The sequence below is a fragment of the Enterococcus gallinarum NBRC 100675 genome (assembly GCF_001544275.1).
Lineage (GTDB): Bacteria > Bacillota > Bacilli > Lactobacillales > Enterococcaceae > Enterococcus_D > Enterococcus_D gallinarum.
In genome coordinates this window covers 12897-27530 of sequence record NZ_BCQE01000008.1, presented here as the reverse complement: position 1 = coordinate 27530, position 14634 = coordinate 12897, and the positions used below count along the sequence as shown (strand labels likewise).

13 protein-coding genes are annotated in these 14634 nt (G+C 41.6%); 11 read left to right on the top strand and 2 right to left on the bottom strand.

What is annotated here, in order from left to right:
* The first annotated feature begins 14 nt into the window (after window positions 1–14).
* The 8 genes from arcC (at window position 15) to EG2_RS05835 (ending at window position 8741) form a co-directional block, all read left to right on the top strand.
* Window positions 15–950, top strand: coding sequence for a carbamate kinase (arcC, locus tag EG2_RS05870; RefSeq protein WP_060813927.1), 936 nt, complete (start codon window positions 15–17; stop codon window positions 948–950).
* A gap of 23 nt (window positions 951–973) precedes the next feature.
* Entirely contained in the window at window positions 974–1663 is a 690-nt protein-coding gene (locus tag EG2_RS05865) for a Crp/Fnr family transcriptional regulator (protein WP_249024277.1), read from the top strand.
* A 184-nt stretch (window positions 1664–1847) separates the two neighbouring features.
* The gene (locus tag EG2_RS05860) at window positions 1848–2309 is read left to right on the top strand and encodes an arginine repressor (protein WP_225585845.1); all 462 of its coding nucleotides are present in this window, start codon (window positions 1848–1850) and stop codon (window positions 2307–2309) included.
* Between the two features lie 346 nt (window positions 2310–2655).
* Window positions 2656–3600 (top strand): cation diffusion facilitator family transporter, encoded by a 945-nt coding sequence (locus EG2_RS05855; RefSeq protein ID WP_060813926.1) that lies wholly within the window; start codon window positions 2656–2658, stop codon window positions 3598–3600.
* A gap of 805 nt (window positions 3601–4405) precedes the next feature.
* The gene (locus tag EG2_RS05850) at window positions 4406–7060 is read left to right on the top strand and encodes a cation-translocating P-type ATPase (protein ID WP_060813925.1); all 2655 of its coding nucleotides are present in this window, start codon (window positions 4406–4408) and stop codon (window positions 7058–7060) included.
* 143 nt (window positions 7061–7203) lie between these two features.
* Window positions 7204–7605, top strand: coding sequence for a MarR family winged helix-turn-helix transcriptional regulator (locus EG2_RS05845; protein WP_060813924.1), 402 nt, complete (start codon window positions 7204–7206; stop codon window positions 7603–7605).
* Window positions 7606–7619: 14 nt separating this feature from the next.
* Window positions 7620–8258, top strand: coding sequence for a nitroreductase family protein (locus EG2_RS05840; protein WP_060813923.1), 639 nt, complete (start codon window positions 7620–7622; stop codon window positions 8256–8258).
* 123 nt (window positions 8259–8381) lie between these two features.
* Window positions 8382–8741 (top strand): DUF1304 domain-containing protein, encoded by a 360-nt coding sequence (locus EG2_RS05835; RefSeq protein WP_060813922.1) that lies wholly within the window; start codon window positions 8382–8384, stop codon window positions 8739–8741.
* Between the two features lie 181 nt (window positions 8742–8922).
* Here the strand turns inward: EG2_RS05835 and EG2_RS05830 are convergent, their stop codons facing one another.
* A complete protein-coding gene (locus tag EG2_RS05830) occupies window positions 8923–9525 on the bottom strand; it encodes an ECF transporter S component (RefSeq protein WP_060813921.1) in 603 nt (200 codons plus the stop codon).
* A 103-nt stretch (window positions 9526–9628) separates the two neighbouring features.
* On the opposite strand from EG2_RS05830, the gene EG2_RS05825 reads away from it, so the two are divergent.
* From EG2_RS05825 to EG2_RS05815, 3 genes are all read left to right on the top strand, one after another.
* Complete coding sequence (locus tag EG2_RS05825) at window positions 9629–10225, top strand: TetR/AcrR family transcriptional regulator (RefSeq protein ID WP_003126028.1); 597 nt, start codon at window positions 9629–9631, stop codon at window positions 10223–10225.
* A 400-nt stretch (window positions 10226–10625) separates the two neighbouring features.
* Window positions 10626–11990 carry a C40 family peptidase gene (locus EG2_RS05820; RefSeq protein WP_060813920.1) on the top strand — a complete coding sequence of 455 codons (1365 nt, stop codon included), beginning with the start codon at window positions 10626–10628 and terminating at the stop codon, window positions 11988–11990.
* 93 nt (window positions 11991–12083) lie between these two features.
* A complete protein-coding gene (locus tag EG2_RS05815; RefSeq protein WP_060813919.1) occupies window positions 12084–13922 on the top strand; it encodes a glucosaminidase domain-containing protein in 1839 nt (612 codons plus the stop codon).
* Window positions 13923–14155: 233 nt separating this feature from the next.
* Here EG2_RS05815 and EG2_RS05810 read toward each other — a convergent pair whose 3' ends face one another.
* Window positions 14156–14449: a hypothetical protein gene (locus EG2_RS05810; protein WP_249024275.1), complete on the bottom strand. Its 294-nt coding sequence runs from the start codon at window positions 14447–14449 to the stop codon at window positions 14156–14158.
* Window positions 14450–14634 lie beyond the last annotated feature (185 nt).

Here is a 14634-nt window from a genome sequence, read left to right as displayed (position 1 = left end):
GGACGAGGGATACCATGACGAATAAAAGAACAGTAGTCATCGCATTAGGTGGAAATGCGATCTTGACCGATGATCCTAGCGCAAGAGGGCAGCAACAGGCGCTTAGGCAAACAGCCAAACATTTAGTTGCGTTGATCAAGCAAGAGATCCAAGTAGTGATCACCCATGGAAATGGACCGCAAGTTGGGAATCTCTTATTACAGCAACAAGCAGCAAACTCTCCCAAAAATCCTGCGATGCCATTAGATACTTGTGTGGCTATGACTCAGGGAAGTATCGGTTATTGGTTGCAGAATGCATTGGAAGAAGAATTAGCAGCAGAAGGTTTACCAACAAAGGTAGCAACGCTAGTCACTCAAGTAGTAGTCAGTGAAAAGGATCCAGCATTTGCCGATCCGACAAAACCAGTAGGACCTTTCTTGACTGAAGAGCAAGCGCAGCAGATGATGACAGAAACCAATGCGATCTTTAAAGAAGATGCCGGTCGCGGTTGGCGTAAAGTCGTTGCCAGCCCAAAACCGATTGCAATCCATGACCAAGCCAGCATTCGTGCATTGGTCGACAACGATTTTATTGTCATTTGTGCAGGTGGCGGAGGGATACCCGTTACTGAATCAGGACGAGGAGTCGAAGCCGTGATCGACAAAGATTTTGCTTCAGAGAAACTGGCAGAGGTCTTGGAGGCAGAAGAGTTGATTATTTTGACAGGTGTCTCTAAAATTGCCTTAAACTATGGAAAAGATAATGAGCAATGGTTAGACCAAGTCAATTTGACAGAACTGGAACAATACATCCAGGAAGGTCACTTTGCGCCAGGAAGTATGTTGCCAAAAGTTCAAGCAGCGATGGATTTTGTACAGGTTAGCAAAAACAATGTTGCGATCATTACCTCGTTAGAAGACCTAGCTGATTTTGATCACGAAACAGGGACTCGTATCATTTCTGATTAACTGGCAAACAAAGTATTGGAGTGATGGATATTAGTGGAAACATGCGAGAATACGTAAAAGACAATTTTGATTGTCTAAAAGTGCTGACGCAAGAAAACAGGGAACGATTGGAAGAAAATATGTATTACCGAACCTTTCCTAAAGGGCAGATTCTATTCAACGATGGAGATTTGCGTGATCGTATTTTTGTTCTGTGTAGCGGACTGATTCGTATCGAAAAAAATGATCAAACCGATTCTTTCTTTTATACGGATTTCATCAGTGAAGGTGAACTGTTTCCGGTAAATGGCCTTTTTGAAGCAGCGTGTCATGACTTTTCTGCCATTGCGGTGACAGAAATCGAAGTCGCGTATGTGGCAACTGCTGTTTTGGAACAATTGATGGTAGCAGATCGAGAATTATTGAAAATGATCGTTAAGAAACAAGGTCGAGTACTGGAGCAGCAAGTGACCAGAATGCAATACTGTATTACTTCCAGTGCCCATGATCGTGTCATCAATACACTAGCGATCCTTATGAAAAAGCATGGAAAGCTGGATGAGTCTTGGTATATTCCTTATCCGATCATGATCAACGATCTTGCGAAATTCAGCGGTACGACGAGAGAAACGGTTAGTCAAGTGCTGAAACAATTGATCAAACAGAAAAAAATTTCCTACCAATATAAAGAATTGATTTTTATCGATGATGCGTTTTTCCAATTAGATGAATAATAACAGCACTGTGACGACAATCATTAAAGGGTGGGATCGATTTTCCAAACAACTACTGTGGCAAGCAGCTGATTTACGGATGATCGATCTCGCTTACTTTTAAGTGACCCGAGTGTCCATCAGTGATAGTTTTTTGAATGCGGATACATGGCGTATCCGCAGATAATGGATAGAGTAGAAGCAGGTGATCATTTTGAAGAAAAACCAGCGACAAGCGATTATCAAGCGTTTGATCCTCAACCAAGAAGTAGAGACACAAGAAGAATTGATGCGCTTATTGAACGAACAAGGCGTGTGTTCCACACAAGCGACTATTTCAAGAGATATGCGGGAGTTGAATATCGCAAAAACTTATACGAAAGAAGGCAAAACGAAGTATACGATGATTGCTACAGCGGAAGCAGATGTGACCGAAAAGCTGAAGCTATCGATGAATGAATACTTGAAGTCAATTGAACAAGTGGAGTTCATCACAGTGATCCATACTGTCAGCAATGGGGCGGACGTTATTGCTAACTATTTAGATGAGATGGACCTTGAAGGGATTGTTGCCACGATGGCCGGCTTTGATGTATTATTGATTCTCTCGCCATCTAAAGAGCAAGCCACACAGTTGATTCATCACTTAGAAAAATATATCGACTAGTGGGGACCATGCCCATCACCAATGCTTGACAACCACTGCCTCTCGGCACGAACAAGCATGGAACAAATGAATACAGAATCAACCAGAGACAAAAAAGCACCGCGATTCACTCGGAACGACAAGCCGGAGAGTGACAGTTACTGTCGCAATCCTCTCACTTGTAGCCAGCTTTCGAAGGAGAATGCACCGCTCACTTGTCTCTTTTTTTGTATTAAAAAAGTTGAATTCTATTTCTGGGTCTCGTTAGCGCTAAGCGCAATTGTTTTCCTCCTCTGTTGGAAGGTGCTATTCTTAAATAAGCAGAAGGAAACACTTGATAAAAGTGGACAGAACGGAGACATGGAAAATGAAAGAGGCCGATCAAGAAAAACGACAGGCACGAGGGATTGTCTTAGTCACGCATATTATTGCAGCAGTGGTCAAAATCATTGGATTTCTATTCAGCGGCAGTGCGGTGCTGATGAATGAAAGCATTCATAGTGTCATTGATTGTCTCAATCAGGGATTACTAGCAATCGGCGAAAAACGAGCACGGCGCGGCCGAAGTGAACTTTATCAATTTGGTGAGGGGCGCGCGACTTATTTTTTTAGTACGGTTGTGGCAATGACAGTCTTTTTCGGTGGTGGCCTGTTGGCAATCATGGAGGCAAGTCAGGATCTTTTGGATCCTACCCACGAAGTGGTGAACATTCAACTAGTTGCAGCCATTCTTTTTGCTGGTTTTTTTATTGAAAGTTCAGCAGTCCAAAGTGGATGGCAAGAAATCAAAGAGCAAAACACGGATAAACAGCCGCTGATCGCTTTTTTGAAAGAAAGTCGAGAGAGCGAGATCCTTTTAGGCTTTACAGAAGACTTGTTTGCATTGATCAGCGTGAGCATTGCATTGGTGGGTATTTTATTGACAGCAATCACCAACAACCCCATCTTTGATTCTTTAGGAGGCGTCATTGGTGGGGTCCTTCTAGTGATTGTAGCTGGTTTTTTAGGGAAAGAATTTTATAGTTTATTGATCGGAGAGAGTGCTTCGAAAAGTGATCTGAAAAAAATTCGTCAAGTATTATCGTCTAGGGAAGTAGCTGAAGTGTTTGACTTGCGTACTCTGCATTTAGGTCCAGATGAATTACTGATCGTTGCTGAATTGACGATTTCTCCTAAAGTAACTTCGAGTGACTATGAGGTGATCGATCAATTGGAACAAGAAATTCGCACGGAATTAGCTCCGAAAAAAACATATATTTACTTAGAGACAGAAAGACAGCAGCAAGAACAGGTGAAAAAACCGATTCCATGAGGGGAAGAAGACCTCAAAGGAATTGGTTTTTTTACTAAGCAGCGGTTAGTTTTCCTCTAGATGATAAATATCTGGGGTTAAATGATTCACTGCTACTCTCAAACCATTCATAGTATTTCAAATGAATACTTGCGGCAGGCTGATTTCTTCAAGAGAATCACTCCTTTTTCTGGGGGTCGTGGATTAAATCGGGTTGATTTAAAACGAATAGATTCAGGTGGAAAAGCGCGAGAGAAAGAAATTCTTATTAAAAAAATAGTTGTTATTTTTATTTATTTCACAAGGAAAGGGATTGCTTGATCAGATTTATTTGTGAAGAGAAATCGGAAATCTTGATTCTCTTTATTTTAAATTCAAATTTACATAAAATTTGTTCTTTATCTTAATGATATTGATATTTTTCAAGCAAAATAATTTACCTGTCTTTTAATCCATGATAACTTAAAGATAGAAAAACAGTTTTTTTCACAAAGTAAACATCCTTATCTGAAGACACCCTTTTACAAAGTACCCAGATTTCCCTTTCTAAAACCAATGATTTTCAATTGCTGTGTTCCAATCAACTTGTAAAAAACTTGTGGAGGCGTTTTCCCATCTGTATTCGCATTCGATCAAGATTACAAACACCCTCACAACATACGAAAGAAGCAATCCTTGCTTGATTTTTCCGTTTTGTCAATCATACGCCCTGACTCCAAGCACAAGTGACACAACTTTACTTGAAGCCATAATTTGTCATGGACAAAATCTCATTATAAAAACAGAGCTATAGAAATAGAAGATACTTATACGAGGAGGAGAATAGATGGAAAATTTTTATCAACGAACACCGACAGAAACACTCGAATACTTTCATTCAGATCAGACGAAAGGGCTTAGTAAGCAAGGCGCAAAAGAAGCGCTAGATACATATGGTGAAAATACGATTCAGCAACAAGAATCGACTTCCCCTTGGAAATTGTTATGGCACAATTTAAATAATCTGATCGTTTATTTATTACTAGCCGCCGCATTGCTCTCTTTTGCAATGGGAGAAACGATAGAAGGAATTGCTGTGTTGATTGCGGTGGTAATTGCCGTGATGACGGGTTTTGTGACAGAGTTGCGTGCACAAAAGTCAATTGATTCCCTTCAGGAAATGATTTACACTACCGCAAAAGTGATTCGTGATGGGCAAGTGATGGAAGTCGAATCTGCTGCGATCGTTCCAGGGGATATTCTCGTTTTGGCAGAAGGTGATGCAATCGCTGCCGATGCACGTTTGCTGGAAAGCCGCAATTTAGCCTGTATTGAGTCCGCATTGACGGGCGAGTCCGAAGCTGTAGAGAAAAATGCGGAAGAACAGTATGATGAAGACGTCCCTTTAGGTGATCGCCGCAATGTTGTTTTTGCAGGAACAGCAGTGACAAGAGGAAATGGCTATGCCGTCGTTACAGCCACAGGAATGAAAACGGAAGTCGGAAAAATCAGCGATATGCTGACTGGAAACAAAAGCGCGAAAACACCTTTGGATATCGAGTTGGATAAATTAGGAAAAGCAATTATTATTGCGGCACTCTTTGCCGCCGTGACGGTCCTAATTGCAGGTCTTCTAACGGATCAGCCTTTGGTGGAAATGCTGCATATCTCGATCATCCTTGCAGTAGCAGCCATTCCAGAAGCAATGCCCGCTGTCTCAACCATTACTCTTTCTCGCGGCATGCGGATCATGGCTGAACACAAAGCATTGGTCAAAACTCTCTCAGCGGTTGAGACTTTGGGCGCTACGAGTATCATTGCCAGTGATAAAACCGGGACATTGACAGAAAATCAGATGACGATCGCTGAGATCATTCTAAGTAATGGAGAGCAATACACTGTGACCGGTAAAGGGTACGAACCGACGGGGAGCTTCCATAAAGAAGGACAAGAAATCTCAGTCAATGAAGAGCCGGCACTTCAAGCGATGATTGAAAACGGTGCACTATGTACGTCCGCTTCTTTGAAAGAAACGGATGGCCAGTTTGAGGTCCTAGGAGATCCAACCGATGGAGCATTTGTTGTATTAGGTAAAAAAGAAGGTATCGATCGTCAAACACTGATGGATCAAGGCATTGAAAAAATTGCTGAGCTTCCTTTTGATTCAGAAAACAAATTTATGATCACCGTCTATGAAAAAGAACAGCGAACGTTGATCATGAAAGGTGCGCCAGATGTTTTGATCGAGAAAGCTGCCGTCGATCGATCTGTGAAAGAGCAGTTGAATGACATCAATCATACACTAGCTTCCAATGGGCAACGAGTGATTGCGGTGGCACAAATCAGTAACTATCAGGGTGGTTTGTCGGAGTCCGAGTTGACAGAATCATTGGATAATATAGAGATCCAAGGTTTTGTTGGCATCATTGATCCACCACGAACAGATGTTAAAGAAGCTGTCAAAATCGCTCAAGAAGCGGGGATTCGTGTCAAAATGATCACAGGTGATCACCCGCAAACAGCCTCCATGATCGCACAAGAAATTGGTTTGATCGATTTTGATAAGACGATGACGGGAAAAGAGATCGACGCCTTGGCAGGAAAAGAAGAGTTTAATGAACGGATCAAAGAAGTGGCTGTATTTGCTCGGGTTTCACCGGAAAATAAACTTCAACTAGTCAAAGCACTGCGGGAAGAAGGAGAGATCGTGTCTATGACTGGTGATGGCGTGAATGACGCTCCTGCTCTTAATGGTGCCGATATTGGGATCGCGATGGGCATTCGCGGCACGGAAGTAGCTAAGGAATCTTCTGATATGATCTTGACTGATGATCGCTTTGGGACGATCGTCGATGCAATCAAAGAAGGAAGGATCATCTTTGACAATATCAAAAAATACGTTTCTTTCCTTTTTTCTTGTAATATGGTCGAAATCGTGACGATCTTTCTAAGTGTCATTTTTCTTCTTCCCATGCCAATTCAACCGCTGCATATTTTGTTCTTGAATCTAGTGATTGATATCGCTCCTGCGATGGCGTTGGCCTTTGAACCTGCAGAAGAAGACCTGATGAAACGTCAGCCTCGCTCCAAAGAAGACAGTTTGGTCAATAAACGATTCTTAGGTCGAATTATTTTAAGCGGAATAGTGATCGGTTTGACGGCATTTGGTTTTTTTAGCTTTTTGATACAAACAAATCATGAATTAGCTTATGCCCAGACCGCCACGTTTACCTTTATGGCGATCGCACAACTGATGCATATTTTTAATGTTCGCAAGCAAAGCGGATTTGGATTAGACAAGTCTTTTTTTAAGAATAAAGCGTTGATCGGCGCACTGATCCTTTCGATCGGGTTGCAGTTGTCAGCTGTTTATCTCCCTTTCATGAATGAATTATTAGGAACCTCACCATTGCAAGCTGGCACATGGGGAATCATTTTCCTAGCGGCTAGTCTTTCCACACTGGTTGTAATGGGATTGAAAAAAGCCTTTCAGTTGAAGTGAAAAAACAGCAAGAAAACCAACGATGATGTTGGTTTTTTTGTTTGCTTTTTGTCTATCGCAGGAAATTATTTACAAAAGCAAGAAAAAAAGTTATTATTGACGAGTCAACGATTGATGAGTCAATTATTAGAGAGGAGCATTCCATGCAGCTAAGAGAAATCAGCCGCCTGCTTTATCAGTTGAAAATTGCCAATCAAGAATTGACGGCAACTTTTGAAAAAAGCACCGGGTTCAGTCTGACTCGATATGAATTAATGATGTTCATCAAAGAAAATGGACGTTGTTCGCAATCTGACTTACAGACTGAATTAAAGATCGATAGTGCAGCAGTTACGAGACATCTAAAAATTTTAGAACAAAAGAATTATGTAGTGCGGGAAAGGAACAAAGACAACAATCGTGAAGTCTTTGTGGAAATAACACCTAAAGCCAAACAAGAGCTGTCTGCATGCGAGAACCACCAAGAGAAGGAAGCATTCGCACTATCGCTGACCGAAGAAGAAGCAGCTGCGTTTTTGCAGTTGTTGAATAAATTAATGAAATGAAAGAGGCTACTAATATGTCAACCAATAGAGTAAACAACGATTTTTCAGATATCACTTTTGGAAGAAGATCCGTCCGTGTCTATGACGAGACGGTCAAAATCTCTCATGAGGAAATGTTAACGATGATTCAAGAAGCAACGACTGCCCCCTCATCTGTTAATATGCAACCATGGCGTTTTGTTGTCGTTGAAAGTGCTGAGCAAAAAGCAAAACTAAAACCACTGATCCGCTTCAACACACGTCAAAACGACACCTCGGCAGCCATGATCTTGATTTTTGGTGATTTAGCTTGTTATGAATACGGGGAAGAAATTTACAATCAAGCAGTTGAAGCAGGGAAAATGCCGGCAGAAGTCAGAGACCAACAATTGGCAACGATCATTCCTTACTACAAAAGCTTCACGAAAGATCAAATGAGCTCCATCGTAAAAGTTGATGCCAGCTTAGCGGCAATGCAGCTGATGTTAGTCGCGCGTGCCCATGGCTACGAAACGAATCCAATTGGTGGTTTTGAAGCAGATCAATTAGCAGAGGCTTTTGATGTCGATCCAGAACGCTACGTTCCAGTTATGATTCTATCAATTGGTAAAGCCGAAGAATTAGGCTATGAATCAATTCGTTTGGATGCAGAAAAAATCACGACATTTAAATAAATCTACTCTTACTTTCTATGTGGTCTTCCGCTTGTCTTTGTGTTTGCTAAGAAGCATGAAGGACGGAAGATTGCTTGTTTTACTTTATAATAAAGAAAACCAGATTAAAAAGGAGGAAGCAAAATGTCCACTATTACTATAGGTTTAATCGTGTTCGTTGCACTTGAATTTCTATTTATCATGTATTTGGAAACTTTTGCGACTACTTCAAAGAGAACGCAACGGGTTTTCAATTTATCAAAAGAAGAATTAGAACGCCCTTCACTGAATACATTGTTCAAAAATCAAGGAATCTATAATGGGTTAATCGGCATCGGCTTGCTCTATAGCGTGTTTCTTTCCGCTTCTCCTGTCGAATTGAGTCGCCTGCTTTTGATTTATATCATTTTAGTTGCTCTGTATGGCAGCATCACTAGTGACAAAAAAATCATATTGACACAAGGCGGATTAGCAATCCTCGCATTGATAGCAACTTTTTTCTGATTTCTGAAAGATAATCAAAATGACCTCTCACAGTTATGTGTTCCGTTAAATGATGGAACCGTTGCTAGTGAGAGGTTTTTTTGTTGATTTCATTTGTTAAATGAGAGGACAAGTTTGCACTTGTCGTAAAAAATGATAGGATAAAGCTAACGATACAAACCTAAAAGAATCGGACTTTTGCTCAGCGGTTTTCTGGACGTAAACTGGTGGCTGCGAAAAGCGCTTTGACTAATATTGGTGTCAGGATCACTGCTGTGATCACTTCAGAAACGCCGTTAGTCACTGCAATAGCTCCTAATGTGACAAACAAAGCGGAAGCATCAACACCATAGGTAGTTGCCACCAAACTAGTGTACAGGGTTCCCATCAACGTTAACACAAGAACCGTATTGGTAAGGGTACCAAAGATAGCTGCTACAATAGAAGCAAGAACGACTTTCTTTGTTTTACGATAGAGCCAAGTAAACAATATACCAGCGACGAGACCTACTAAGATCCTTGGCAGAACTGAGATGATCGGATTAGTGAATACTGTGATATCCAAAGGGGTCGTAGGGGAAGTGAATGCCCGAATAATCGTGAAAATCCCCCAAACCAAGCCGATAAACATCCCATCTTTCGTTCCTAAAACAATGGCAGCAACAATGACCGTGACATGAATGATCGTCAGACTAGTGATGCCGATAGGAATAAAGCCAAGGAAAGGTACCATAGTTTGTAAAATAATGATTGCGGTTAGAATTGCACGGATCACTAAACGATACGTTTTGTTTTTTGTGTTCATGAGAAAACACCCTTTCTTATAGAATGACACTCGTGTCATTTTTATGTTAGGATGATTATACAATAAAATGACACAGGTGTCATTAATAAAGTGAGGTGGAAGCATGAAAAAGCCGATCGAAGAAAAAAAACGACAAAAACGAGAAGCAATTTTGGAAAGTGCCAAAGTAGTATTCAGCAAGAAAGGATTGATCGATGCGACGATGCAAGACATCATCGAAGAATGCGGCATTAGTCGCGGCGGAATCTATCTGTACTTTCAATCGGTGGATGCGATTTTCTTAGAAGTGCTGCAACAACGTTCGCAACGACGGTTTAATGAAGTTCGAGCAATGATCAAAGCGAATGCTTCTTTCGAGACCATCTTGACGAAATATTTTGAGGACCATAAATACCGATTGCTTCATAGCATATCCGACAGCATGCTGCGAGCGACGTATGAGTATTATTATACGCATAAGTCAGTCGAGACGAGTTCGTTGCAGCAAACGCAGTTGACTGAGACGAAACGCACGATCCAAGAGATTTTTCAAGTTGGGGTCGCGCAAGGCGTGATTGCCGATCGGAATCTGGAAGCAATCGCAGAGAACTATATGTTTGTTATCGAAGGTCTGGGTATTTTAGCTTTGACGGGTCATATTCAAGAAGAACAAATCGATCATCAAATCCAAGTGATGCGAACACTGTTGCCGTACCAATAAAAGATTTTAGAAGCTGTGATAGAAGATAATACAAAAAATGGAGAAATAACCTTTCTCAAGTTTGATTGATATAGAACGATCTCCGGACTTTTTTGTATTGAATTCTTCTGTTACGGCTTTTTTCTATGGCTTTGTAATCTTTTTGAAATCAAGAACGGTTTGTATCTTCAGATACTACTGGATTTAATAAACTCGCCAACTTAGATGTCTCTTCGAAAAGTGATCATAATGGAAGGTGGAGCGTTTTTTAAGAAACTATTAAGAATTAAAAAACAAGTGATTTTACTTGTAATGAAAATGTAAACGGGAAATCAATTGGGTTGTGAATAGGAGTATGTTAAAATGATAAATGTCAAATAAATGTAATTTGATGATTAAAATTGACGAATTGGAGGAGAAAATGAAAAAGAAACTTGTATCATCTTTGTGCATTTGTGCAATAGCGCTGACAAGTCCTGTCATCCCAACCACCGTGTTCGCCGATGATTACGATCAATTGATTCAGCAAAAAAATAACGAAGTAGCCGAATTGCAACAACAGCATCAATCGGTGCAGATACAAATAGATCAGTTAACAAATGAAGTGTCTGACATCAATGAACAAGCTGCTGAATTAATCGCTCAGCAGAAAAAACTAGGGAATGAAATCAATGATTTAGAAAAAGAAGTGACTGATTTGGAAGCTCGGATCGAGAAACGACAAGTAGCGATCCAGAATCAAGCACGAGACACTCAAGTCAATGGGAAAAGTGATCGCTTTATTTCCGTGCTTTTGGATTCCGAATCTTTCGGTGACTTTGTTCAGCGGTTCCACGGAATGACAACGATCGTCAATGCCAATAATCAGATGATCCAACAGCAACAAACGGACCAAGCAGCTGTTGAGACAAAGAAAAATGAAGCAGAAACCAAAATGGCGGAAATGCAGCAAATGCAAGGCCAGCTGGAAGCCCAAAAAGGGAAGCTGGCGTCCAAGCAAGCAGATCTGAATGTCTTGCAGACAAACCTTGCTTTACGGCAAGCAAATAAAGAAAGTGAAAAGGAAGCATTGATCGCTCAAAAAGAAGCCTATGAGGCAGAACAAACTCGAATAAGAGAAGAATCAGAGCGGGTCGCAGCAAGACAGCAGGCAGCGGCTGAAGATCAGCTCATACCAACGACTACCGAGTCTTCTGAAAATTCTTCGATTTCTGCAGCTGATTCTTCTGAAACCGAACGTTCTGCTCAAGGAGAATCCGCTGATGTTCAAGGGGATATCCAAGAAACACCAACGAATAATGAAACAAGCCCCGTAACTACTCCAGATTCTTCTTCGACGGCAGCAAGTACGGAAAGCAACAGAAATCCTGATCCTCAGCCTGTTCCTAGCTCTAAGCCTGCACCTCCGACGCCATCTGCGCCAATTGGGAACGTTGGAGCTGCGATCGTAGCAGAAGCTTACAATCATCTCAGTAAGCCGTATGTCTGGGGAGCAAAAGGACCAGATAGTTTTGACTGTTCAGGATTTACCCGCTATGTCTATTTACAAGTAACCGGAAAAGATATCGGTGGCTGGACAGTACCGCAAGAAACTGCTGGTACAATGATTTCTGTTAGTCAAGCGCAACCTGGTGATTTACTGTTTTGGGGTGCTGCCGGCAGTACCCACCATGTAGCCATCTCTTTAGGAGGCAACCAGTACATTCATGCCCCTCGTCCAGGACAGACCGTTTCTGTGGGGAATACAGCATACTACACTCCAAGCTTTGCAGTTAGAGTCAATTAATTATTTTATCTTTATAAATACTTGATCCAGTGGAACTGATTCTCATTGAACCCCATGGGCAGAATGAATCAGCGCTAGTAGAAGGAGAGAAAAATGAAAAGCAGAAAACAGATCCGCAAAGAGTTGCAACGGCAAAAACGCAGTCAATTGTACCGGAAAGGAGCTGCTACCACTACCGCTCTCGTTAGTACTCTGAATTTAGTACCGGTTAGTGTGCTCGCAACTTCTGTTGAAGAAGCGAAGGACACAGGTGTACAAGTGGTTGACCAGCCTACGGTAGCTTCGTCGGATGATACAGCCGATTCTCACGATTCAGTAGATGAATCACAAGCGAGTCAAGTAACGACCACCGAAGATACTGGAACCGAAACATCGCTGGAGGACACAGGTCCCACAGTATCATCAAGTGAGTCAGCAACCAGCGAGTCTTCAGAAGAACCTCTAGCAACGGAGGCTACCAGTGACGCTGATTCTGCAGAATCGACAAGTGAGATCCCAATGTTGTCAGAGGCAGAGCGAATTGCATTAGAAACAAAGATCATGCCTAACATCGATCGTGTGATGGCAAGATCTAATACACAACAAGCCTTCATCCAGCAAGTAGGACCAATGGCGCAACAAGTAGCAAGTGTCAACGATCTTTATGCCTCCGTCATGATAGCACAAGCGATCCTTGAATCAGGATGGGGACAATCCACACTTACGACACAAGCAAACAATATGTTTGGGATCAAAGGTTCATACAATGGTCAATATGTTGAGATGCGAACAATGGAAGATGATGGTAACGGCAATCTTTATGAGATCGTTGCAAAATTCCGCAAATATCCGTCTTTAAAGGAATCATTTGAAGATAATGCCCATGTCTTAAAAACGACTTCTTTTTCACCAGGCGTTTATTTTTACAGTGGGGCTTGGAAATCCAATACCTCTTCCTATCGTGATGCCACCCAATGGCTTCAAGGAAGGTATGCGACAGATACGACTTATGCCGGCAAGCTGAATAATTTGATCGAAACCTACAATTTGACACAATTTGATTCCGCGACCGGTGGCGGTAGCGGGAATGGCAACAACAGCAATAATTCAGAACAAACCATCAACAAGCAATTCAAAACCACGGCAGCGCTGAATATTCGTTCAGATGCTTCGACCAGTGCCAGTGTAGTGGGGTCATTAGCCAACAATACGACCTTCAAAGCAGTAGCCCAAAAACAAGGAACCAGTGTCAATGGCAACAGTACCTGGTATCGGGTGGAAGGCAAAGGCTGGGTCAGTGCCGCGTATGTGACGGAAGTAGGATCCAACAATAACAGCAATAATTCAGAACAAACCATCAACAAGCAATTCAAAACCACGGCAGCGCTGAATATTCGTTCAGATGCTTCGACCAGTGCCAGTGTAGTGGGGTCATTAGCCAACAATACGACCTTCAAGGCAGTGGCCCAAAAACAAGGAACCAGCGTCAATGGCAACAGTACCTGGTATCGGGTGGAAGGCAAAGGCTGGGTCAGTGCCGCGTATGTTACTGAGGCAGGGTCCAACAATAACAGCAATAATTCAGAGCAAACCATCAACAAGCAATTCAAAACCACCGCAGTTTTGAATATCCGTTCCAATCCATCAACTAGTGCTAGTGTCGTAGGGTCATTAGCCAACAATGCGACTTTTAAGGCAGTGGCCCAAAAACAAGGAACCAGTGTTAATGGCAACAGTACCTGGTACCGGGTGGAAGGCAAAGGCTGGGTCAGTGGTGCCTATGTGAAAGAAGTCAGCAGTACCTCTAGTTCTAAGACATATACCGTAAAATCAGGAGATACCTTATGGGGAATTGCACAGAGCTATGGGGTCTCAATCAATCAGCTGATGCAATGGAACAATATCAGCGGATCATTGATTTTTGTGGGACAACGATTGATCGTCAGCAAATGACCCTAATAATAGGCAATAGATAGAAACATTAAGATGAAAGTACAAAGATAGAAGCACAAAGATGAAGGCACAGAGAGGGCAATACTCCTATAGCTGCCAGATAAAGGAAGTATGAGAAAAAAATAAATTGTAAAAAACTTCCAAATGAAGGAAGGAGACCGCACAATTTTAGTGTTGGTCTCCTTCCTTTGTTCATTTGAGTTTAAAACCACGGCTGTTCTGCATTCATACCTTTATTGAGGGAGCTCCTGGAAACTATCCATGATCTTTGTTAGTTCATCTTTTGAGGAATCAAAAAGACTTGCTAAGGTCCAACCATACAATTGAACATAATTGTTATCGGTTTCCGTTACATAATATAAGTAATGTATGTTCAACCCTTCTACAGTTGCAGCAAAATCAACCATTTGGGTTTGAGTACCAGGAACCGGTAAAAATGTCGCGTTGGTACCAAAATTCGATGCTAAACTGTCTTGAACCAATGCAAGATAACTGTCGAAATCTGCAAAGTCTTGTTTAGACTCCACAACAGCCGCCAGAAATTTTGTTTGTAACGAATCAGAAAGCATAAAATCATTATCTGGATTTAGTGACTCAAAATCGGCTACAGTTTGCCAATTTGTCGGCAGTTCTAAGGTGGATTATACTTTGAAGTGCAAAGAGTTAGTAATAGCTCTTTACATTTCAAAGTATTTTTTATATGGAGGTACCC

Coding starts and splice junctions, on each gene's coding strand:
- EG2_RS05845 (WP_060813924.1), top strand. CDS start 7,204: ATGCAGCTAAGAGAAATCAGCCGCCTGCTTTATCAGTTGAAAATTGCC.
- EG2_RS05825 (WP_003126028.1), top strand. CDS start 9,629: ATGAAAAAGCCGATCGAAGAAAAAAAACGACAAAAACGAGAAGCAATT.
- EG2_RS05855 (WP_060813926.1), top strand. CDS start 2,656: ATGAAAGAGGCCGATCAAGAAAAACGACAGGCACGAGGGATTGTCTTA.
- EG2_RS05835 (WP_060813922.1), top strand. CDS start 8,382: ATGTCCACTATTACTATAGGTTTAATCGTGTTCGTTGCACTTGAATTT.
- EG2_RS05830 (WP_060813921.1), bottom strand. CDS start 9,525: ATGAACACAAAAAACAAAACGTATCGTTTAGTGATCCGTGCAATTCTA.
- EG2_RS05865 (WP_249024277.1), top strand. CDS start 974: ATGGATATTAGTGGAAACATGCGAGAATACGTAAAAGACAATTTTGAT.
- EG2_RS05815 (WP_060813919.1), top strand. CDS start 12,084: ATGAAAAGCAGAAAACAGATCCGCAAAGAGTTGCAACGGCAAAAACGC.
- EG2_RS05820 (WP_060813920.1), top strand. CDS start 10,626: ATGAAAAAGAAACTTGTATCATCTTTGTGCATTTGTGCAATAGCGCTG.
- arcC (WP_060813927.1), top strand. CDS start 15: ATGACGAATAAAAGAACAGTAGTCATCGCATTAGGTGGAAATGCGATC.
- EG2_RS05850 (WP_060813925.1), top strand. CDS start 4,406: ATGGAAAATTTTTATCAACGAACACCGACAGAAACACTCGAATACTTT.
- EG2_RS05840 (WP_060813923.1), top strand. CDS start 7,620: ATGTCAACCAATAGAGTAAACAACGATTTTTCAGATATCACTTTTGGA.